Genomic DNA, 18315 nt, shown 5'->3' on the forward strand with positions numbered 1-18315 from the left:
CTGGACGTCCTGCAGTGCTGCGCCCAGGCGCAGGGCCTCGGTGGCGTAGGAGTGGCGAAGGCTGTGGGGACTAACCCCGGCGGGCAGGTGTGCGCGCCGGCACAGGCGCAGCATCTGCTCATAGGCCGTGGAGTAGGACCGGCGGGCCGGAGGTTGAGCCTGGTCAATGGCCTCAAGGCTCCGAGGGGTGGCCAGGAAGATCGGACTGCTGTGCGCTCGTCGATGCTGCCGGTGCCGAGGTAGGTGTCCAGGGCGCGTACCACTGGTGGGGCCAGGGGCACGCGGGCTGCCTTGCCGCCTTTGCGGGTGATGCGCAGGACGCGGTGGCCGTGGTCGTGGCTGTAGTCACGCACGTCTGCCCCCAGGGCCTCGGAGATCCGCAGCCCGCAGAAGGTCAGGACGCACACCAGCGCGTTGGACCGGGGGGAGTGCTGTGCCGCGACGACCAGGTGGGCGCGCATCTGGTCGGCGGTCAGCCCGATCGCGGCCGACTCGTCGCTGACGCGGGGACGGCGCACCGAGGCGACGGGGGAGTGGGTCAGCACCGAGGCGGAGTGGATGCCGTAGTCGTAGAACCCTGACAGTGCGGACAGTCGTCGAGCGATGGTGGAGGCGGCCGCGGGACGTCCGGTCGCGGGCTGGGGCTGAGTAGACAGGTGGCGTACCCAGGCGTCGACGTGGTGCCGCTCAGCGGCGAGGGGGTGCACCCTGAGATGGGTGCACCAGCGCGCCCAGGCTGTGAGGTCGGCGCGGTAGGCGGCGGCGGTGTTGGCCGGGTGGGTAGGAGGAAGGCCGCGACCAGGCGCACGAAGGAATCATCGCTGTCGGTTCCAGGTAGGCGGTCCAGCGGCGCGGCCCGCTCGACGAAGACCGCCGCCGAGGAGAGAGCCGGGAGCTCGAGGTCGCTCACGAGCCCTCGCCTTTGTGCACAGGTCCGTGGTCACCACGTACTGCTGCCATCCCGGAGCGGGACAGGCGCTGCTCGACGATCCACAAGAGGCCGTCGGGATCGACGGCGGCTCCTACGCCGCGCATTTCGTCTGCCCGGCCCGACGGGTGCGGTCCGAGGGCGCGCTCGTGGGTCGGGTACAGGCCCACGGTGCGCCTGTAGACGGTGCCGGTCAGCCACAGGTCGGCGTCGTTGCGCAGGGGACCGACACAGGCGTTGTCTGCGCGAGCCTGCTGCTCTTGAGGCCAGTAGGGTTGGCCCTCGGTGACGATGAGGTCGACGTCGACGGCGTCGCCTGGCTGCGGCGGCGGCGGTGATGCTGCAAGGCCCACGGCCCTTTCCTCCGCGCTGGACCACCTGCACCCGGGGGACACCCTCGTCGTCTGGCGCCTGGACCGCCTGGGCCGCTCCCTGCGCCACCTCATCGAGACCGTCGAGCAGCTCGAGCAGCGCGGGGTGGGCTTCCGCTCCCTGCGCGAGTCCATCGACACCACCACCCCGGTGGGCGCCTGGTCTTCGGCGCGCTGGCCGAGTTCGAGCGCGAGCTCATTCGGGAGCGGACGATGGCCGGCCTGGCGGCCGTTCGCGCTCGCGGCCGCGTCGGTGGCCGGCCGCTGGCGATGACGCCAGCGAAGCCGCGGCAGGCGAGGGCCATGCGCGACCAGGGCAGGTCGGTCAGCGAGATCGCCGAGGTCATCGGGGTGGGGGCGGGCGACGATCTACCGCCACCTGGGGCAGGGCGTCGAGCAGGCGCCCCCGCGCACGAGCTGAGGCTCAGGCGGAGTCGCGCATCCCGCGGTGCTTCATCTCGGCGTCGATGCGCTGCTTGAGCTTGCCCAGGCGGTCGACCTGCTGGGGGGTGGTGAGGCGCACCGCGCCCACCACGTCGACGTCGGTCACCGGGGGCACCTTGGTGCCGCGCGCGAAGGAGCCCGAGACGAAGCGGCCCGTGCTGGCCGAGCGGCCCGTGCTGGCGCTACCGGTGAAGGGGCGCGTCGTCTTGCTGTCGCCCGTGCCGCCGGTGACCCTCTTGCCGGTTACGACACTGCGCGTGACGCTCTTGCCGCCGGCGATGCTGCGGCTGTTGGTCCTTGCCACGATCAGCCCTCCTGCTCGCTGCTCAGCGCGTCCAGGTCACCGTTCTCGGCCACGGACTGCGGATCGAAGATGACCAGCAGGCCAGCGACGGTAGCGACCTCCAGGTCAGTCTGCGCCTCATCGAAGAGCTGCTCAAGCAGGCCGAGCGCCAAGTCCCCCGGCATGGCGCCACCACCTTCGGTGGCCAGCGCCCGGTCGTAGACCCACGTGACGGTCTCCCACCACCGGTCTTGCCGCGCCTTCTCCCGGTCGTCCTGGGACTTTCGAGAGGCGGCCGCGTAGGCCAGCAGGCCGCCCAGGAACGCCGCCAGGCCACCCAGGCCGGGGGAGACCAGGAAGCGGCCGATGCCGGCGTCGAAGAAGCCGCGCTGCCCGGTGGTGGCGGCCACGGACGCCGTCGCGCTCGGGCTCGGGGTGGGGACGGCGCTCGCGAGGTCGAGCAGGACGGACGCGAGCACGCGGTCACGCTAGCGAGGGCTGGGAGGGGTTCTGTGCGCGAAGCGCCGGGGCCGCCTTCGTGACCGCCGGCCTCTGCGGGCAGGCGCCGCGGGCCGCGGACGGCGCCCGGCCACCGCCCACCCCCCCCCGCCTCCAGGGCCGTCCTTCGGTGAGGGACCACCGCCGCGGCGGCGCGCGGCGCGTCGTCGGGACGCGCCCCGGGTGCCGCGCCAGGGATGACCAAGGAGGCTCTGGCGCACGATGGCGGTGATGCCCCTGCCCGTGACGTACACCCCCGACGAGGTCGCCGCGGCCCTCGGGGTCAAGCGCCGCTGGCTCATGGAGGCCGCTGCCTCCGACCCCGCTCGCTTTCCCTCGGTGAAGCTGGCCGGGCGGGTCCTCTTCACCGAGGAGCAGGTCCGCCACATCCTGCAGGCGGCCACCCGGCAGGCGCCGACCCAGCCGGCGCGGGAGCTGACCCAGGCCGAGCGGGCCGCCCAGGCGTGGGGGCGCCCTCCTCCGCGCCGCCCGCGCCGGCCATCTCGGGACCAGCGTCCGGAGGAGTGGCGCTAGGCCTCAAAGCCCACGTCGGGATGGTCGAGCGGCCCGCCACGCTTGACAGGAATCCCTGTCGCCATCACTCTCAGTTAGTGACAGGGAGTCCTGTCACCTGAGAGGGGGCGACTGTGGGTTGGACGACCGACGACGGCACGCACGAGGGCTGGGCCGGGAAGCTGTTCGCCGACGGCTGGGTGGCCAGCTCCTACGTGAACCACGGGTTCGAGGCGAGCTGGGCACCCGACGGCTCCTTCCAGTGGGAGCAGCGCACCTGGCGCCCCTCTGAGGCGGTCGTCGGCTGGGTGCCGGCGTGCGAGTGCAGCTGGCGCGGTGAGGCCGTCACCCGAGCGGGCACGCCGGAAGCGGCGGCCGCCGCAGGGCCGGGCGCACGCACCGCCTACAGCAAGGACGGGTGGCTGCCCGAGGACCTCGAGGAAGAACTGATCTACCCGCAGTGGGAGGCGCACGTGGCTCCCCTGGACCTGGCCGCCGCGGTCTCCCGGGCGCACCGCGAGCACGTCCGCGCCGGGCAGGTGCTCGACGAGGCGGTCGCCGCGATGCGCGCGGCTGGGGCCTCGTGGGGCGACGTCGGGCGGGCGACGGGGATGACGCGGCAGTCCGCTAACGAGCGTTGGGCCAGGCGCGTCGCCGTCTGAGCCGGTCGGGTCCAGACCGCCAGCGTGGTCAGGGCCCGTGGTGGGCTGGCTGCTGCTCCCGGACGGCCGTCGTCGGCCCACCGGCCGCGGCGCTCACCTGTTTCGGGTCGGGGCGGACAGAGCAGGGACAGAGCAGCAAGCTATGGAGTTAGGGCACCCAGTGTGGCGGGCGGCCTCGACGTTGTCCGAGCCGCCCGCCACACTGGGTGCCGTCCCTGCTGCGCAGGGTCGCTGCGCTGGGCCGAGGGAGACCACGATGAGCGAGCCGCCACCGCCGGACGGACGTGGGGAAGTTCCCCACGTCGAGGGCCTGAGTGCCGCGCCCCAGCGAGCCCGACGCAACGCCACACGACGCCAGCCCAACCAGGCCGGCGGCCGCACCCGCAGCCACCGGGTCAAGGTCACCGACGCCGAAGCCGAGCAGCTCACCCAGCTCGCCACCGCCCAGGGCGTGAGCGTCCCCCGGCTGATGGTCGAGTCCGCCCTCTCCCCCACCGGCACCACGCCGGCCGCCCGCCAGGAAGCCATCGCCGAGCTTTTCGCCGTCCGGCGGCTACTCGCAGCGGTGAGCAACAACGTCAACCAGATCGCCCGCCACGCCAACGCCACCTCCGAGTTCCCCGGCGACGCAGTGGCCGCTCTCGGCGCCGTGCACCGCACCGTCCTGCGCATCGACGAGACCATCGACGACCTCGCCCTCACCCGGCCCCGCGTGACATCACGCACCCCCGCGGTGGACCTCAACGATCTCGCCGACGACGACGGCGACGACTGGGCGGGCGGCGACCACCCGTGATGCCCAACATCACCCGCGGACAACGGATGAGCGGGCTGATGACCTACCTGGCCGGAGCCGGCCGCGCCAACGAGCACACCGACCCACACCTCGTCGCCGGCGACTCCTCGATCATGGCCTTCCACGGTGACGACGTCCTGGACCGCGCCACCGCACTGAAGATCGCCCGCAATCTTGACCACGCCCGCCGCGCCTACGCCGTTGAAGTACCAAGCGGGTCGGTGTGGCACTGCTCCTTGAGCCTCAAGGCCGAAGAGGGCCGCCTGCCGGACGAGCGGTGGGCGGCGATCGCCGAGGAGTTCGTCGACGGCATGGGCTTCTCCGAGGGCCCCGACCGCGCGGCCTGCCGCTGGGTAGCGGTCCACCACGGTCTGTCCAAGGCCGGGAACGACCACATCCACTTGGCCGTGTCCCTGGTCCGTGAGGACGGCACCTGCGCCTCCGTCTGGAACGACCGCCCCCGCGCCCAGGAGCGCGCCGGCCAGCTCGAGCGCCGCCACGGGCTGCAGGTGCTGGAGTCGCGCAGCGCCGGGCGCGGAGACCGCGGCATCAAGCCCGGCGAGCGGGAGATCGCCCAGCGCAATGGCGCCGCCGAACCAGCCCGGCTCACCCTGGAGCGGACCGTGCGAGCCAGTGCGGCTGCCTCCGCCGACGAGGCTGAGTTTGTCCGCCGTCTCCGTCGCTCCGGGCTGCTCGCCCGCCCCCGCTTCGCGGCCGGGCGCGACGACGTCGTCGCCGGGTACTCCGTGGCGCTACGTCCCTCCTCGGTTCGGCCTGATGCCGCACCGGTCTTCTACGGCGGTGGGCATCTGGCTAGGGACCTGACCATGCCGCGGCTGCGCACCGAGTGGCCGGACTCTCCCGAGCACGCCAGCGCTGCAGCCGCGGAGTGGAAGGCCGCCGGGCGCGGCACTCCGGCGCGGTCCTCCGGGCGGGAGTCGACCGAGGTTGACCCCGCGCTGTGGGAGCAGTGCGCCCGCGAGGTCGCCGCGATGCGCGAGCACCTGCGCGCGGTACCCGTCGATGACGTCGCCACCTGGGCGCACGTCGCGAGGCAGACCTCCGGGGCGTTCGCGGCGTGGTCCCTGCGGGTGGAGCAGGTGCCCGGGCCGCTGGCCGAGACCGCCGCGGCGTTGGCCTCAAGCGCCCAGGTCCGCGCCCACCGCGTCCAGGACGCCCTGCTCGCCGGCCTCAGTCCTTCGTGGGCTCGCGGTGCGGCGATGGTGCTCGCTGCGGCCGCCGAGGGTGGAGACGGACCCGTCGGGCAGGCAGTGCTGGTGCGTCAGTTGCGCAACACCGTGCGGGCGCTGCACGACGCCCACATGGCGTCCGGGGAGGCTCACCGCGCTGAGCTGATCGCCACGGCGATGCGTGCGCAGCTCGAGGCGCTGCGTTCGCCGACGGACACCATGACGCCGGCCACCACCGCCCAGGTCCAGGCCGAGACGGTGCGGCCGCGCGCCCTGGGCTCCCCCCTGCCCGCACCACTGCCGCTGGCGCCGACGACCGAGACCGTTGCGGCACGACGGCGCTCAGGCGCATCGGCGGACGGAGGAGCCGAGCGATGAGTTCGACCACGAGGTCACTGCAGCCTGCTGGAGTGGACGAGCGGAGGTTGCTCACCGCTCACCACGAGGCTGGGCACGCCATCGCCTACTTGAACCTCGGCTACAGCTTCCGGTACATCACCCTGCACCCCCGCACGCCCGGAACGACCGGCTTCGTGGCGGTGCATCGCCCCCGGTCCATGCTGATCGCCGACTCCGCCGCAATCACGCTGTCGGGGCCGCTCGCCGAGGAGGCCTTCCGCTCCGTGGACATCGGGGAGGCGCCCGAGGACGCCGCTTGGGCAGCGGCCTTCGCAGTGTCGTCCGCGGACGCCGGAAGCCACCGCGAGGTCGATGACGGACGGGACATGCTCGTCAGACTCGGGATGCCTGTCGAGCTCGCCGTCGACGGCATGGCGAACACCCTGGCGCGGGACTGGGCGGCCGTTGAAGCACTCGCTCAAGCCCTGGTCATGAGTCCGCGCCGACTGGACTACCGAGAAGCGCAGATGATCGTGGAGGCGAGCAGATGAGCCAGGACAGTGACGGCGTCGCCGAGGCGATGCGCGGCGGGGCGCAGCTGGGTGTGACCCTCGCGGCGCAAGCCGTGGAGACCGCGGTACGGATGCAGGAGCGGACCAGATTGGCCGCGGCTGCCGACGCCACCCGGGCCGCAGAGGACGCACAGCGGCGTCTGGCCGCCGAACGGGCGGTGGCGCTGGTCTCAGCGGGGGACCGCCTGGAGCGCGCTGAGCGAGCCTTCGCGGAGGTCGGCGCCTACGACAGCCGTGTGCGCCGGGAGGCCCTGCAGACGCGCCTGTCGCCCAGCGCCGGACCGGAGGCGGCGGCTGCCCGAGCGATCGCCGACACCGCCCAGGCGCGTCCGGCGACGGCCATCACGACCCTGGCATCGCCCTCCCCTGAGTCCGTCACCCCTCGCAGCGCCTCGACCGCCCCGGTACGCACGCACCAGGCACCCGAGCGCTGAGCCCGCCGGAGCGCATGATCACAGAGTGACTCCCCCGCAGACGCCGACAGCCCCCGCCGGAGAGCAGGGGCTGTCGGAAGTGAAGCGCTCCCCCGGGGGCTACACGGCCTGGCCGAGCACCACGCCGTTGCGCTGGCGGGTCACCTTCCTGAGCACGCCCGAAGCGGGCCACCACCTGTAGTACTGCACGGCGGCGCGACCACCGATGACCTTGCGGCCGGCCAGCTCGTTGATCACCGGCTTGTGCGGGATGAGGGTGTACTCCGCGCGCATGTGCCCGTCGACACGACCGAAGGTGACCTTGTCGATCCAGCGGGCACGGTAGATGGCGGAGACGCCGTCCTCGGTGACTCGGCCGGCGACGATGTCGACCGGCTGCACGGCGCGCCACTGCTTGCGCATGGCCTCGTCGATCTGCTGGCCGCTCATGGAGTGCACGTCGTGGTCCGCGAGGCTGACCACCACGACGTCGTAGAACGGGGAGACGTCCGGCATGGCGGTGAACTCACCGCTCAGCGGCTCGCCGTCGACCGCCTCGACGTCCAGGAAGTGGGTGGCGGTCTCGGCGGTGGCCGCCTCGACGTTGTCCATGTGGATCCGGAAGTACGCGCGCATGGGCGCTCACCTGCTCTCGTGCTCGCCCCGCTCGCTGAGCGGGGACACGCCCCACCGTGTGTGGGACGCTGATGAGTACAGCTGGTGGGTCGCCCTGGGGCAAGCCGGTGCGGATCGGTCCCACCCGGTCGGGTGCTCAGCTGACCGACTAGACCTGCCCGGAGTCGAGGTCGAGGTACTGGTTCCCGGGAGTGGCGCCCTTGGCGCGGGTGGTCATGGGACGCTGCGGCTACTCCGGCAGCCGACGGACATGATCTACCGGCACCCACACCCGGTAGGCCGGCCCGTGGCGGTCGGGGTGGGGGAAGTAGACCAGCACCGCACGCGGGGACCAGGCGCTCGCCGTGGCTTCCACCTCGGCCTCGGAGCCGTCTGCGAAGACGGCGCGCACCAGGCACGGCATCCGCTCGTGGGCGGCGACGGCGTCCGCTGTCTCCTGCCACGAGGCCGTGCTGACGAGCCTCACGCGCGGGTCGATCGGCACCGGCGGATCTTAGGTCGCCCGGGTTAGCCCTGCTCGAGGCGGTCCAGCAGGGCGTCCAGGCGCTGCGCGAGTCGGTTGAACTCCTCCCGAGTGACGGCCCCCGCCGAGGTATCCGCACTCCCATCCCCGTCGTCAGCATCAGCATCGGTCCTGGTGGCGGGCCGCAGTTCCGTTGAGTCGAATGAGTCGGTTGAGTCGGTTGGCCTGGATGGATCGGTTGTAGACGTTGGGCGGTCTTCCGGCGCGTCAAACGTCCGGGCGGAACCGGCCTCGATCTCCTCAGGAGCGCTCTGGCGCTGCTCGGCGGTCTCCTCGGTGGCCTCGACGTAGGCCTCACCCGAGGCCGGCAGGCGGCTGTCGTCGGAGAACAGCTGGAAGTTGCCGTCGTCCTGCGGAGCGTTGAAGAGCACCTCGTACTCCAGCTGCCCCGGTCCGTCACCCGCGTTCTCGGCGAACCAATCGACCATCCCCTCCACGTAGGCCGGCTCGTCGCCCATCTCCGCGCGCCCGGACCACTCCGGCACCGCCAGCGGCACACCCCACTGCTCGGCCTGCTCGGCGTAGGCGTCCAGCCCGATCGGGATCCCGTCGTCGCCGCGGGCGTCGAGCTGCGCCTTGAAGTCGGCCGCCGAGGAGATCGTCGGCCAGCCGTTGTAGGTGTCCACCCCCAGCACGTCGGCCTGGCCCTCACCGGGCCAGGTGGTGCGCCAGTCCAGGTCAGTACCCGAGGAGGTGACGTTGACCCCGTAGACGAGCTCGGCCTCGGGGAAGACTTCCTGCTGGACGGCGCGGTAGCGCGCCCAGGCGGCCTTAAAGTCCTCGGCGTCACCGGGGCTGACCGACCAGTCCCACCCGCTGAGGTTGAACTCGTGGAAGGGCCGCACGTAGGTCGTCCCGCGCCCCTCGCGCAGGTCAGCCATCCGCGTCAGCGACTCACGCCAGCGGTCCTCGTAGGCGCCGGCGGCGGCCGCGGCCCAGGTCTCCCCCTCCTGTAGGCCGCCGGGGGCGATGTCGATGGCGCCGTCGAAGTCGGCGACTTCTCCCCCGGGGGCGATGGAGTACAGCTCGGTCTGGTTGTCGCCCTGGTCGGCCCAGGTGCCGACGATGTCGACGTCGTCGCCGCGCCAGGCGCCGAGTTCCCCGTCGGCGGCACCCTCCCCGGAGGCACCCGACAGCCACGCACCGCTGTCGCGGGTCTCATCAGCGGCCGACGCGCTGGCCTCCCGTGCGTCGTCGGAGAGGTCGTTCGACTGGGGAGTTTCCCCAGACGACTCTCCGCCCTCGTCGACGTCATCGCGTCGGCGGTCGCTGACCGACGCTGCCGACGAAGGCGTCGAGCTTGGGGTCACCGCTGGTCGAGAAGCCGGCTTCGAGGTGGAGGCGGGTGTTGGTTCCTGCTCACTGGAGGCGGCCGCAGCGGGCACGGCGCTGCACGCCAGCGCCGTGGCCACGAGCAGGGTGGTCAGGGTCAGCGGGCGGACGGCGGGAGAGGACATGACGGTCTCCAGGGGTGAGGGGCGGTGGGGGCGGGGCAGGGGGTGGTCACTGGTCGCTGAAGAAGTCGACGGGGAAGTCCTCCAGCGGCAGCGGCTGCAGGCGTTCGGAGTGGCCCTTCTCGGCGTCGCAGTGGCGGAAGGGACCCTCGGCGGACATCAGCACCGCCATGTGGGGGTCGGCGTGGTCGCGCCACCACGTGGACATCCCTAGGGCGGGCTCGCGGCGTAGGTACTCCCACGCCCGCCACAGCGCCTCCAGCCGGGAGATCGCCTCCGAGTGCTGCCACCACGCCGGGCACCAGGTGCGGCTGCGACCGTCGAAGGTTCGCCGGTAGGACGGAGCCAGGAAGTCAGCCACGAACTGGCCGACGTGGGGGTAGTACAGGCTGGGCTGCCCGGCGGCGCCAGCTGCGGAAACGTCTTCAGTGGCCCCATCGCGCCCGGCGTCGTCGTCCCACTCCTCCACATCGCTCGGGTTCACGTCAGCCATGGGTTCGCAGCCCGCGCCGAGGGCGGCTCAGGTGCCACCTGAGAGGTGCGTCGCAGCTCCTCGACCTCTGCCGGCTCAAGGCGCCCCGTGGGGTCGTGCGCGTCCAGCGAGGCGCGCACCGCGGCAGCGTGCGGACCCTCCATCCACGGCAGGGTCCGCACCAGCACTGCGGGGGTCCCCGAGGCGAAGACCAGCGCCCGGCCCAGCGGCAGCGCGGCGAGCTCGGCGACGTCCAGCACCCGCTCGGAGCGGGTGGAATAGCTGCGCGAGGACCCCGTGCGGCTCGTCGACGTGGTGGGCGTGGGCGCGTCGTACTCCCCCACGAGCTGGCTGATGTCGGGCAGGAACTCGGGGTCGGTGTTCCCGCCGCCGAAGACGCGCACCGTGGCCGCGCCCCACAACTTGCGCATCCCGTCGCGGCCCCAGACCTCCACGCCCTGCGACCAGGACTGCAGGAAGGTCATCAGCACGATGCCGCGGGAGCCGTAGTGGCTGTAGAGGTCCGGCAGGTCGCGCCAGCGGCAGACGTTGGCGGCCTCGTCCAGCACCCCCACCAGCGGCACCGGCAGGCGACCGCCGGCCGAGCGGCGCGCCAGGCGCTCGGCAGCCTCGGTGACGGCCACCGTCAGCGCGGTCACCAGAGGCCCGGCCGAGCCCTCGCCCTCGCGGGAGAGGGAGTACAGGGTCTGGGCCTGGCCCCCGGCGGCCACGAAGGCAGCCGGGTCGAAGCGGGGCCGGCGGTCGCTGGCGGCGCTGCCGCCGTCGGGGGTGACCCAGCGGGTGGCCACGCGGTTGGTCAGGAAGGAGACGATCTCCTGGGCGGTGCCGTAGATGCCGCCACGCTGCTTCTCGGGGGCGTTCACGACCCCGGCGACCGCGGCCGCGGGCATCGGGTGGTCGTGGGCGCGCAGGATCTCCACCGGCTCGTCCTCGCGGGGGTTGGCCAGCCACAGGTAGACCTGCGTGATCGGGCGCCCGGCGACGGCGGCGGCCAGCAGAAGGTTCGCCAGCAGCGAGGTGGCCGCGTTGTCGAAGTAGGCGTCGGTGCGCGCGTTCGCGTCGCGCCCGGCGGCGGCGAACAGCCGCGCCAGGGTGACCGCCTTGACCTCGTCGACGACGTAGCTCAGCGGGTCCCACCACCAGGTGGCGGCCTCCTCGGCCACGCCCTGGGGGTCGAAGACCCACACCCGGCCGCGCGCGGCCCGCACGTCGCGGGTGGCGTCGACCAGGTCCCGCTTGTTAGAGGTGGCCAGCACCGCCCCGGGGGCGGCCAGGATCGCCGGGACCACCCGGGAGGTGGTCTTGCCGGTGCGCGGACCCCAGATGTCGACGCAGACGTCCTCCCAGGAGGAGACCAGCAGCCGCCCGCTGGGCACGTGGCGCCCGATGGGCAGCCCAGCGGGCACCGCCTCGGTGGAGTCGCTGGTCTGCACCCCCAGGCGCTCGGCGCGACGGCGCGCTCCGTCCTCGGTCAGGTGGCGCACCGCGCTGAGGCGCCCCAGGTACCGGGCGACGCGGTCCACCGGCGCGCGGCCGCGGCGGCGACGACGCCACAGCAAGGCCGCGGCGCTCGCGGCGAGCAGGGCCAGCACCGCCAAGGCCACCAGGACCGCGGTGGCCGCCGGCGGCCACGGCTGGCGCCCGGTGGTCAGCTCGGCGAGCAGCTCGAAGGGGTTGGCCGGCAGGTCCACCGGCGTGGCCGCGGGCCCGTCCAGGCGGGCCTGCAGCCGGGCGCCGAGGTGCACCGCGCCGGTCACCAGGGCCCCGCCGACGGTGAGGACGACCAGGGCCGTCCACAGCAGCACGGTGCTGGTGTCCCACCCGGCGGTGCCAGCGGCTCCGCTGCGGCGGCGGGTGCCGCTCACGGCTGCAGCGCCGGGACGTCCGGGACCGCCGGCAGGACGGGCAGTGCGGCTGACGTCGGAGGAAGGGCCAGCTCGCGGGGGGCGCCGATGCGTGATGTCACGCGCCAGCGGGCGTTGGTCTCGTGCAGGCCCTTCTCGGTCTCCACGCTGGTCAGCGCCACGTGGACGGGGATGCCGGGGCGCCCGCCGACCTTGACCAGGAAGTTGCCGCGCCCGGGCGGGTCGGCCTGAGCGCCGGCGTCGGGGTCCCAGGCCGGGGGGTCCTGCCAGGAGACCAGCAGGTCCTCCTCGGCGCGCGTGAACCCCACCACCGAGCGCAGCATCGGCATCTCCGCCGAGGGCAGCCCGCCGCAGATCACCATGCCCGAGCGCTCCACGAACCCGCGCGCCTTGGCCCGGTCCTCCGCCGTCGGCAGGCTCATGAGGTCGCTCATGGTGTGGCTGACCATCGCCTGGCCGACCCCGCCCTGGCGGTTCAGCCGGGTCAGGGCGTCGACTCGGTCGACCATCCCGCGCCCGGCGCGCAGTGCTCGCCACAGCTCGTCCAGGACGACGAAGTAGTGCCGCTGCGGCTCCAGGCCGGCGTCGGCCAGGGCGTTGGCGATGTTGATGGCGCCGAAGCCGGCTGACCAGCACGCGAGTAGGGCCGCGGCCTGCAGGTCGGTCTCGGCGTCGTTGATGGAGGAGACGTCGAAGACGACGGGGCGGTCGCGGCGCATCGGGTGGCTGGTGGGGGAGGAGAAGATCTCGCCCAGGCGTCCCGAGCCGAGCAGCGCCAGCAGGGAGGCCTCCAGCGGCTCGGTCAGCTCGCGGTAGCGCTCGATGCGGCCGTGGTCGACCGCGACGGCGCGCACGTCCTCGGGGGCCTCGCGGATGACGGCCAGCAGGTCGGCCAGCACCGGGGTGCGGCCGTGGGCGCGGCTGCGCTCGTCGAGCACCTTCAGCGCCCGGTCCAGGATCGACTCCTCCCGGTCGGTGGGAGGGGAGGTGCGCAGGATGGTCAGCAGCGCCGAGACCATCGTGGTGCGCCGGCCGTGGGCGTCGGCGAGCACCGCGGCGCGGGCGCTGCCGGTGAGGCGGTCGGCGGCCTCGTTGGCCTCCCCGGGGTCGAGCACGTTGAGGTGCCCGCGCCCGCGGCCCAGGCGGATGACCTGCCCACCCAGGGCCTCGACCAGGTCGACGTAATCGGGCTTGAGGTCGCCCAGGACCATCGGGATGGTGCCGTAGCCGGCCAGGCCCAGGGCCATGCGGCGCACCACGGTGGACTTGCCCAGGCCCGGCTTGGACAGCACGAAGCAGGAGGGGTTGGAGATGAGCTTGGCGCGCTGGAACCAGGAGATCGGGTCGCAGCACAGCGTGGCTCCGGAGACCAGGTTGCGGCCCAGCGGCACCCCCGTCATCGGTGAGCCGGTGCCGGCGGCGAAGGGCCACAGCCCGCAGGCCTGCACCGTGGTGGCGCGCCACTCCGCGGGGGCCTCGACGTAGGCGACGCCGCCTCGCCCGGGACCGGCCCAGCCCCGCGCCCGCGGGCGGGGCGCCGCGGCAGGAGCCTGGGACACCGCGGAGGACGCGGCGGAGGATGCGGTGGAGGGGGTGCGGCGACGCAGCTTCACAGGAACTCCCGGATCTCGGTGGGGACCCGCAGGTGGCGTGGCAGCACCAGGCCCGCGGGCAGGGCGGCGGCGAAGGCGGTGTCCTGGTTGCCGTAGACCGGGCGCAGGGCCACGCGGGCGGTGGCCGCGAGGGTCTCCACCGCGGCGCGGGCCTGTGGCAGCCGCTCGGAGGCGGGGCTGGCGTCGGTGTCCAGGACGGTGGCGGTCACCAGCAGCGCGAAGTTGACCAGCCCGGCGCCGCGGGCCTCCTCGCGGGCGGCCTGCTCGGCGGCGCGCTGGTCGGACTGGGCCCGCGCCGAGGGCCGCGCGGCGGAGGTCAGGCGGAAGTCGGCGGCGCGCTTGTCGGCCTCCACGACGCGGGCCGCCTTGGCTGCGTCCAGCGGCCGGTACAGCAGCGTCACGCGCTTGCGGTCGACGTCGTGGTGAGGGGCCAGCAGCTGGGCCAGCACGGTGGCGAAGACCTCCCCGCGCGGGGGAGAGGTCATCGACCACGTCGTGGACAGCGCCCCGTCGTGGCGGTAGCGGTCGTAGCCGGCCTGGGCGGCGACGGGCCCGACGTCAGACCAACGCAGGTCGGTCTCCACCCCGGCGGAGCGGGCCTGCTCGATGAGCCGGGCGGCGTGGGGGTCGTAGGCGGTGCGCATCACCTCGCACAGCTCGGCGGCGCTGACCGGGCGCGCTGCCCCGGCGCCGGTGGCGTGCAGCCCCGCGCTCAGCCCCGGTAGGCGTGCGGCCAGGTCGCGGCCGACCTGCTCGGCGCTGCGCCGCGGGCCCCCGGGGCGGGTGGCGGCGGAGAAGGTCAGGGTCACCCAGGCCCGCACGCTGGCCGACCCGGCGGGGTAGGTGGCCATGACCTCGGTGAGCATCGCCCGGGCCAGCTCGGGGGCGTCGGGGTCGAGGTTGGTCTCGACCTCGCGGCGCAGGCGGATGCCGGTGTCGGGGGCGGCCTCGACGGTGACGGTCGCCCCGTGCAGACCGGGCTCATTGCCCAGGGCCGCCAGCCAGGCGCCCCAGTGCGCCACCCAGGAGTCGATTTGCTCGGAGTCGACCAGGCTGGCGCCGTCGGGCTCGGCGGCCAGTACCACGGTGTAGTCGCCGGTGGAGGGCACCGCCAGCAGCGCGAAGCGCCGGCCGTAAGAGTCGGTGTGCTCGCTCAGGCGGGAGGCGGCCAGCAGTCCGGGCAGCTGGTGGGTGCCCCAGGGCAGGTGGGACAGCGGCCCGGAGCGGTACAGGTGGGCGCGCTGCAAGCGGGTGGCGGCCCAGCCTGCTCGGGCGACGACGCGCGCCAGCCCGGAGCGGCCGTGGCGGTCGCGCACCAGCAGTGTCCCCAGGAAGGCCGCCACGACCATGGCCAGCACCGCGGCGGGCAGGATGCCCACGAACATCGTCGTCACGATCACCGCGACCATGCCGGCGAGCAGGACGGCGGTCCCCACGGTGCCCAGCCCGAGGATCCCGGCGCTGCGCGGGGCGCGGAAGTTGCCGTAGGTCCGCTCAGGGCGGGTGGCCGGGGTGCTGCGCGCGCCGGCCTCGAGGTCATCAACGACTGCCACGGGGGCCCTCCTGGTTGCTGGCGTTCTCGGCGGTGCTCTTCACGGCCCCGACCCCGGCTTGGATGACGGCGACCCCGGCGCCGACGGCTGCCCCTGCGACCCCACCGGCGGCAGCGCCACCGCCAGCGGATCCACCGGCGCTCGCGCCGCCGGCACCGGTGCTGCCCGCGGTGCCGGCAGCACCGGCCGACCCGGCACCACCTGCTGGGCCCGCGCCGCCGCTGGGTCCAGCGACGCCGGTCGAGCCCGCGGGGCCGCCGCTGGCCGGGCCGGCGCCTGCGGTGGTTCCCGCCGTAGAGGAGCCCGAGGGGCCGCGGCGCCCGGCCAGGGCCATCGCCCCGGTGGGCAGGGAGGCCAGCGCTGCCGCGCCCAGGGCCCCTCCCCCGCCACCGCCGGCGGTGGCCGAGACCAGAGGGGTGACGAAGCGCAGCAGGGCGGGCAGCGCGAACAGCGCCAGGACCATCAGCACCAGGCCGACCAGGGTGGAGACCAGGCCGTCCTCGCCGAAGGCGTCACCGCCGACCAGGCGGAAGGCGGTGGCGTAGACGATCGCGGCGGCGGGCTTGTACAGGACGAAGGCGAGGGTCCAGCCCAGCGCGCGGCGGAACCAGGTGCGGCCGGTCTCGGTGGTGGTGAAGGCCGCGGTCAGGGGCAGCAGGCCGGTGAGGATGACCAGCATCCCGGCGCGGGCGACGACCAGCATGATCTGGGCGAAGGTCGCGAACAGGGCCGCGATGCCCAGGACGATGACCAGGATGGCGTTGCCCTGGGGGTTCTGGGCCACGAGCCGAGAGAGGTTGGTGGCGAAGTCGGTACCGCTGACCGAGCGCTCGATGATCCAGGTGGAGAAGCCGTCGGCGGCCACGACGGCCAGCCCGATGCCGGTGACGCTGGCGCCGCTGACCAGCACCAGGGTGCCCATCGCCTTGACGAGCTCGAGCAGGGGCGCGCCGCGCTGCTCCCACGCCAGGCGGATGCCGCCGACGATGACGGCCAGCACCGCCAGGCCCGCCACGTAGTAGCCGACCGAGTCCCGCAGGAAGGTCACCGTCTCGGCGCCGGCCCCGGCGCCGGTGAGGTTGGGGGTGGCGATCTGGACCCAGGCGGTGCCCAGGGAGGCCAGTGCGGCGCCGACGGCCTCGTTGACCGAGCTGGCCATGATCTGCAGGGCGCCGGTGGCGCCGTCGGCGACGGCGTTGCCTGCGCCCTCCTTGGCCTGGCAGACCAGGTCGTACAGCGCGCAGTTGAGGTCGATGGCGGCCCCGGTCCCGGTGCCGGGTGCAGCGCCCGTGCCGGCACCGGCGGTGCTCACGCGCCGCTCCAGAGGGCGTACCCGGTCAGGTTCGGCAGCGGCTGGATCGCCTCGTAGAGCTGGCCGGTGTCGGGCAGGACGACCTTCCAGTCCCCGCCGTCCCAGCGCACCGAGACCGGGAGGTGCACCGCGGCGCCGTCGGCGCGCAGCGCGACGTCGATGACGGCGGAGGTGGCGTCGTAGTTGAGGAAGGAGAAGCCGGCGACCTGGACCCCGCTGCCACCGGAGCCGGGGTCGGCGCGCTGGAGCAGGTCCAGGGCGCGGTCGCGCCCAGGGCTGACCAGGGTCAGGGCCGCGACGGCGGGCTGGCGCAGCGCGGGGTCGGTGGTGGCGGCCAGGAAGCCGGTGGCGGCGTACAGGGCGCCCAGCGGGGAGCGGGCGTAGCAGCTGCGCAGCCCGTCGGTGATGGTGCCCGGGCCCAGGGTGGTCGGGGCGGTGGGGGCGGCCATGGTGCCCACCAGGTCCCAGGAGGTCTGCGCGGGCGGGACTACAGGAACGGACCGGTCGCCCTCGGGCAGGCCGCACGCGCTGGCGTCCTGTGCGGCTGCGGTGGACGACGGCGTCGGGGCGGGGGGTGTCGGTGCGGGCTCGGCGTCCTGGGTGCGTGGGGGCAGAACGGCCAGGACGAGGGCGGCGACCGCCAGCAGTGCCAGCGCGGCGGCGGCGAGCAGGAAGCGCGGCTGGGTCCAGGGCCGCCCCGTGCGCTCCTGGTCGTCTGGGGAGGCAGGGGTGGTCGTGCTCATCGTCGTGGCCCGGGGTGCTCGCGGCTCAGACGAGCGCGCCGACCAGGCCCGCGGCCGAGCCGATGACGATGCAGCCGGCGAAGACCCAGCCCAGGCGGGACATGTGCTCTCCGCCTTCGCCGCGGCGGTGGGAGATGGCCATGGCGATGCCGGCGAGGACCACGCCGAGGACTGCGACGCCGAAGCCGATCCAGGCGGCCCACTGCAGGATCGTGAGCAGGCCCTCCGACCCGGGCGGGGCGACGCCTGCGCCGGGGTCGGGGACGCCGCCGCCAGCGGCGAGGACGGTGGAGACGAGGACAGCGGACACGAGAACCTCCGGGCCGGGCGTGGGTGGTGAGGGGAGCGGCTCAGGAGCCGAGGAGGCGGGTGAGCTGGGCCTGCAGGCGGCGCAGCGCTGCAGGGGTGGGCACCGCGGGGCTGGCGCGCAACTGCGGGTCGGTGGCGCCCAGGCGCCAGGCCTCCACCCAGGGCAAGGACCAGGTGCGGGGGGCTCCCCCGGCCACGTGGCGGCTCAGGTCGCGCAGCGAGGCGGGTAGGCGGCCGGGGGCGTCGGCCAGCAGCACCAGCCCCAGCAGCTGCACCGCACCGGCTGAGCCGGCGGCCCACTCGGTCAGGGCGCGCTGTGCGGCCAGGAGCCCTGCGGCGTGGGTGCGGGCGACCAGGACGACGGGGTGGGCGCCGCCGATGTCGGGGCAGGGCTGGGGCCAGGCGTGCTCGCTGGCCGAGGTGCCGGGCGTCGCGGCCGCCAGGGTGGTCTCCCCCGCGCCGCCGTGGGCGCTGACCCACCACCAGGTGGCCGGGGCGGGTCATCACCCGGCGCGGCAGCGCCTGCGGCTGCGGGGTGGCGACGAGGCGGGGCTGGGGCGCGAGCGGCCCGGTCAGCGCCACCTGCTCGACGACCTCGTCCCTGTCGCCCCCTGCCTGGCCGGCGTCGTCGAGCCCTGCTGCGCTGCGGTGGGCGGGCACGTCGAGGTCGTCGGCCAGGGGCTGCGCGGAGGCACTCAGCCAGGGGTTGGCCGCCTGGCTGCTGCTCGTTGCGTGCGCCACGGTCCCCCCCAATCGTTGCGATAGTTACGGCGGCGGGCGCAACAGTACGACAGCAACGGGGCAG

At 74.1% G+C, this 18315-nt stretch carries 21 protein-coding genes and 2 pseudogenes; 8 read left to right on the forward strand and 15 right to left on the reverse strand.

Annotated elements, in window-relative coordinates:
- Nucleotides 1-545, reverse strand: a 545-nt coding sequence (locus F1641_RS24100; RefSeq protein WP_375541517.1) for a tyrosine-type recombinase/integrase, incomplete at its 3' end; no start/stop codon positions are given.
- Nucleotides 546-569: 24 nt separating this feature from the next.
- Nucleotides 570-761, reverse strand: a pseudogene (locus tag F1641_RS24105) (site-specific integrase); the annotation flags it as partial.
- Between the two features lie 175 nt (nucleotides 762-936).
- Here F1641_RS24105 and F1641_RS19405 point away from each other — a divergent pair.
- Both F1641_RS19405 and F1641_RS23600 read left to right on the forward strand, forming a co-directional pair.
- On the forward strand, nucleotides 937-1266 hold the full coding sequence (locus F1641_RS19405) for a hypothetical protein (protein WP_194908305.1): 330 nt from the start codon (nucleotides 937-939) through the stop codon (nucleotides 1264-1266).
- A pseudogene (locus tag F1641_RS23600) lies at nucleotides 1220-1720 on the forward strand (recombinase family protein). Before F1641_RS19405 ends, F1641_RS23600 begins: the two are co-directional and overlap by 47 nt.
- 3 nt (nucleotides 1721-1723) lie before the next feature.
- Here the strand turns inward: F1641_RS23600 and F1641_RS19415 are convergent.
- Entirely contained in the window at nucleotides 1724-2047 is a 324-nt protein-coding gene (locus F1641_RS19415) for a hypothetical protein (RefSeq protein WP_194908307.1), read from the reverse strand.
- A gap of 2 nt (nucleotides 2048-2049) precedes the next feature.
- The gene (locus tag F1641_RS19420) at nucleotides 2050-2505 is read right to left on the reverse strand and encodes a hypothetical protein (RefSeq protein ID WP_194908309.1); all 456 of its coding nucleotides are present in this window, start codon (nucleotides 2503-2505) and stop codon (nucleotides 2050-2052) included.
- A 250-nt stretch (nucleotides 2506-2755) separates the two neighbouring features.
- Between F1641_RS19420 and F1641_RS19425 the strand changes: the two genes are divergently transcribed.
- The 6 genes from F1641_RS19425 to F1641_RS19450 all read left to right on the forward strand — a co-directional run bounded on the left by F1641_RS19425 (nucleotide 2756) and on the right by F1641_RS19450 (nucleotide 7030).
- Nucleotides 2756-3058 carry a helix-turn-helix domain-containing protein gene (locus F1641_RS19425; protein ID WP_194908310.1) on the forward strand — a complete coding sequence of 101 codons (303 nt, stop codon included), beginning with the start codon at nucleotides 2756-2758 and terminating at the stop codon, nucleotides 3056-3058.
- A gap of 113 nt (nucleotides 3059-3171) precedes the next feature.
- The gene (locus tag F1641_RS19430) at nucleotides 3172-3699 is read left to right on the forward strand and encodes a hypothetical protein (RefSeq protein WP_194908311.1); all 528 of its coding nucleotides are present in this window, start codon (nucleotides 3172-3174) and stop codon (nucleotides 3697-3699) included.
- A gap of 256 nt (nucleotides 3700-3955) precedes the next feature.
- Complete coding sequence (locus F1641_RS19435) at nucleotides 3956-4495, forward strand: MobC family plasmid mobilization relaxosome protein (protein ID WP_194908312.1); 540 nt, start codon at nucleotides 3956-3958, stop codon at nucleotides 4493-4495.
- Nucleotides 4496-4533: 38 nt separating this feature from the next.
- Nucleotides 4534-6063: a relaxase/mobilization nuclease domain-containing protein gene (locus tag F1641_RS19440; protein ID WP_194908313.1), complete on the forward strand. Its 1530-nt coding sequence runs from the start codon at nucleotides 4534-4536 to the stop codon at nucleotides 6061-6063.
- A 32-nt stretch (nucleotides 6064-6095) separates the two neighbouring features.
- Nucleotides 6096-6575, forward strand: coding sequence for a hypothetical protein (locus F1641_RS19445; RefSeq protein WP_194908314.1), 480 nt, complete (start codon nucleotides 6096-6098; stop codon nucleotides 6573-6575).
- The gene (locus tag F1641_RS19450) at nucleotides 6572-7030 is read left to right on the forward strand and encodes a hypothetical protein (protein ID WP_194908315.1); all 459 of its coding nucleotides are present in this window, start codon (nucleotides 6572-6574) and stop codon (nucleotides 7028-7030) included. The genes F1641_RS19445 and F1641_RS19450 overlap by 4 nt, the downstream gene beginning before the upstream one ends.
- A gap of 99 nt (nucleotides 7031-7129) precedes the next feature.
- Here F1641_RS19450 and F1641_RS19455 read toward each other — a convergent pair whose 3' ends face one another.
- The 11 genes from F1641_RS19455 to F1641_RS23610 form a co-directional block, all read right to left on the reverse strand.
- Nucleotides 7130-7645 carry a hypothetical protein gene (locus tag F1641_RS19455; RefSeq protein ID WP_194908316.1) on the reverse strand — a complete coding sequence of 172 codons (516 nt, stop codon included), beginning with the start codon at nucleotides 7643-7645 and terminating at the stop codon, nucleotides 7130-7132.
- Between the two features lie 229 nt (nucleotides 7646-7874).
- A complete protein-coding gene (locus tag F1641_RS19460) occupies nucleotides 7875-8129 on the reverse strand; it encodes a hypothetical protein (protein WP_194908317.1) in 255 nt (84 codons plus the stop codon).
- Between the two features lie 23 nt (nucleotides 8130-8152).
- Nucleotides 8153-9625: a hypothetical protein gene (locus tag F1641_RS19465; protein WP_194908318.1), complete on the reverse strand. Its 1473-nt coding sequence runs from the start codon at nucleotides 9623-9625 to the stop codon at nucleotides 8153-8155.
- A 46-nt stretch (nucleotides 9626-9671) separates the two neighbouring features.
- Entirely contained in the window at nucleotides 9672-10115 is a 444-nt protein-coding gene (locus F1641_RS19470; protein WP_194908320.1) for a DUF4913 domain-containing protein, read from the reverse strand.
- Nucleotides 10103-11980 carry a type IV secretory system conjugative DNA transfer family protein gene (locus F1641_RS19475; protein WP_206691560.1) on the reverse strand — a complete coding sequence of 626 codons (1878 nt, stop codon included), beginning with the start codon at nucleotides 11978-11980 and terminating at the stop codon, nucleotides 10103-10105. Before F1641_RS19475 ends, F1641_RS19470 begins: the two co-directional genes overlap by 13 nt.
- Entirely contained in the window at nucleotides 11977-13539 is a 1563-nt protein-coding gene (locus F1641_RS19480; RefSeq protein WP_206691561.1) for an ATP-binding protein, read from the reverse strand. Before F1641_RS19480 ends, F1641_RS19475 begins: the two co-directional genes overlap by 4 nt.
- Before the next feature lie 50 nt (nucleotides 13540-13589).
- Nucleotides 13590-15146, reverse strand: coding sequence for an SCO6880 family protein (locus F1641_RS19485; RefSeq protein ID WP_194908322.1), 1557 nt, complete (start codon nucleotides 15144-15146; stop codon nucleotides 13590-13592).
- Nucleotides 15133-16458, reverse strand: coding sequence for a hypothetical protein (locus F1641_RS19490; protein ID WP_206691562.1), 1326 nt, complete (start codon nucleotides 16456-16458; stop codon nucleotides 15133-15135). Before F1641_RS19490 ends, F1641_RS19485 begins: the two co-directional genes overlap by 14 nt.
- Nucleotides 16455-17201: a hypothetical protein gene (locus F1641_RS19495; protein WP_194908324.1), complete on the reverse strand. Its 747-nt coding sequence runs from the start codon at nucleotides 17199-17201 to the stop codon at nucleotides 16455-16457. Before F1641_RS19495 ends, F1641_RS19490 begins: the two co-directional genes overlap by 4 nt.
- A gap of 25 nt (nucleotides 17202-17226) precedes the next feature.
- Nucleotides 17227-17511 carry a hypothetical protein gene (locus F1641_RS23605; protein WP_194908326.1) on the reverse strand — a complete coding sequence of 95 codons (285 nt, stop codon included), beginning with the start codon at nucleotides 17509-17511 and terminating at the stop codon, nucleotides 17227-17229.
- A gap of 40 nt (nucleotides 17512-17551) precedes the next feature.
- Nucleotides 17552-17953, reverse strand: a complete 402-nt coding sequence (locus tag F1641_RS23610; RefSeq protein ID WP_375541518.1) for a DUF6668 family protein — start codon at nucleotides 17951-17953, stop codon at nucleotides 17552-17554.
- Nucleotides 17954-18315 lie beyond the last annotated feature (362 nt).

The organism is Quadrisphaera sp. INWT6 (genome assembly GCF_015390235.1).
Taxonomy (GTDB): Bacteria; Actinomycetota; Actinomycetes; order Actinomycetales; family Quadrisphaeraceae; genus Quadrisphaera.

What these genes read in the sequence shown, in the direction of transcription:
- F1641_RS19425 (WP_194908310.1), top strand. Translation starts at nt 2,756, where the DNA reads ATGCCCCTGCCCGTGACGTACACCCCCGACGAGGTCGCCGCGGCCCTC.
- F1641_RS19435 (WP_194908312.1), top strand. Translation starts at nt 3,956, where the DNA reads ATGAGCGAGCCGCCACCGCCGGACGGACGTGGGGAAGTTCCCCACGTC.
- F1641_RS19440 (WP_194908313.1), top strand. Translation starts at nt 4,534, where the DNA reads ATGACCTACCTGGCCGGAGCCGGCCGCGCCAACGAGCACACCGACCCA.
- F1641_RS19450 (WP_194908315.1), top strand. Translation starts at nt 6,572, where the DNA reads ATGAGCCAGGACAGTGACGGCGTCGCCGAGGCGATGCGCGGCGGGGCG.
- F1641_RS19455 (WP_194908316.1), bottom strand. Translation starts at nt 7,645, where the DNA reads ATGCGCGCGTACTTCCGGATCCACATGGACAACGTCGAGGCGGCCACC.
- F1641_RS19465 (WP_194908318.1), bottom strand. Translation starts at nt 9,625, where the DNA reads ATGTCCTCTCCCGCCGTCCGCCCGCTGACCCTGACCACCCTGCTCGTG.
- F1641_RS19470 (WP_194908320.1), bottom strand. Translation starts at nt 10,115, where the DNA reads ATGGCTGACGTGAACCCGAGCGATGTGGAGGAGTGGGACGACGACGCC.
- F1641_RS19495 (WP_194908324.1), bottom strand. Translation starts at nt 17,201, where the DNA reads ATGAGCACGACCACCCCTGCCTCCCCAGACGACCAGGAGCGCACGGGG.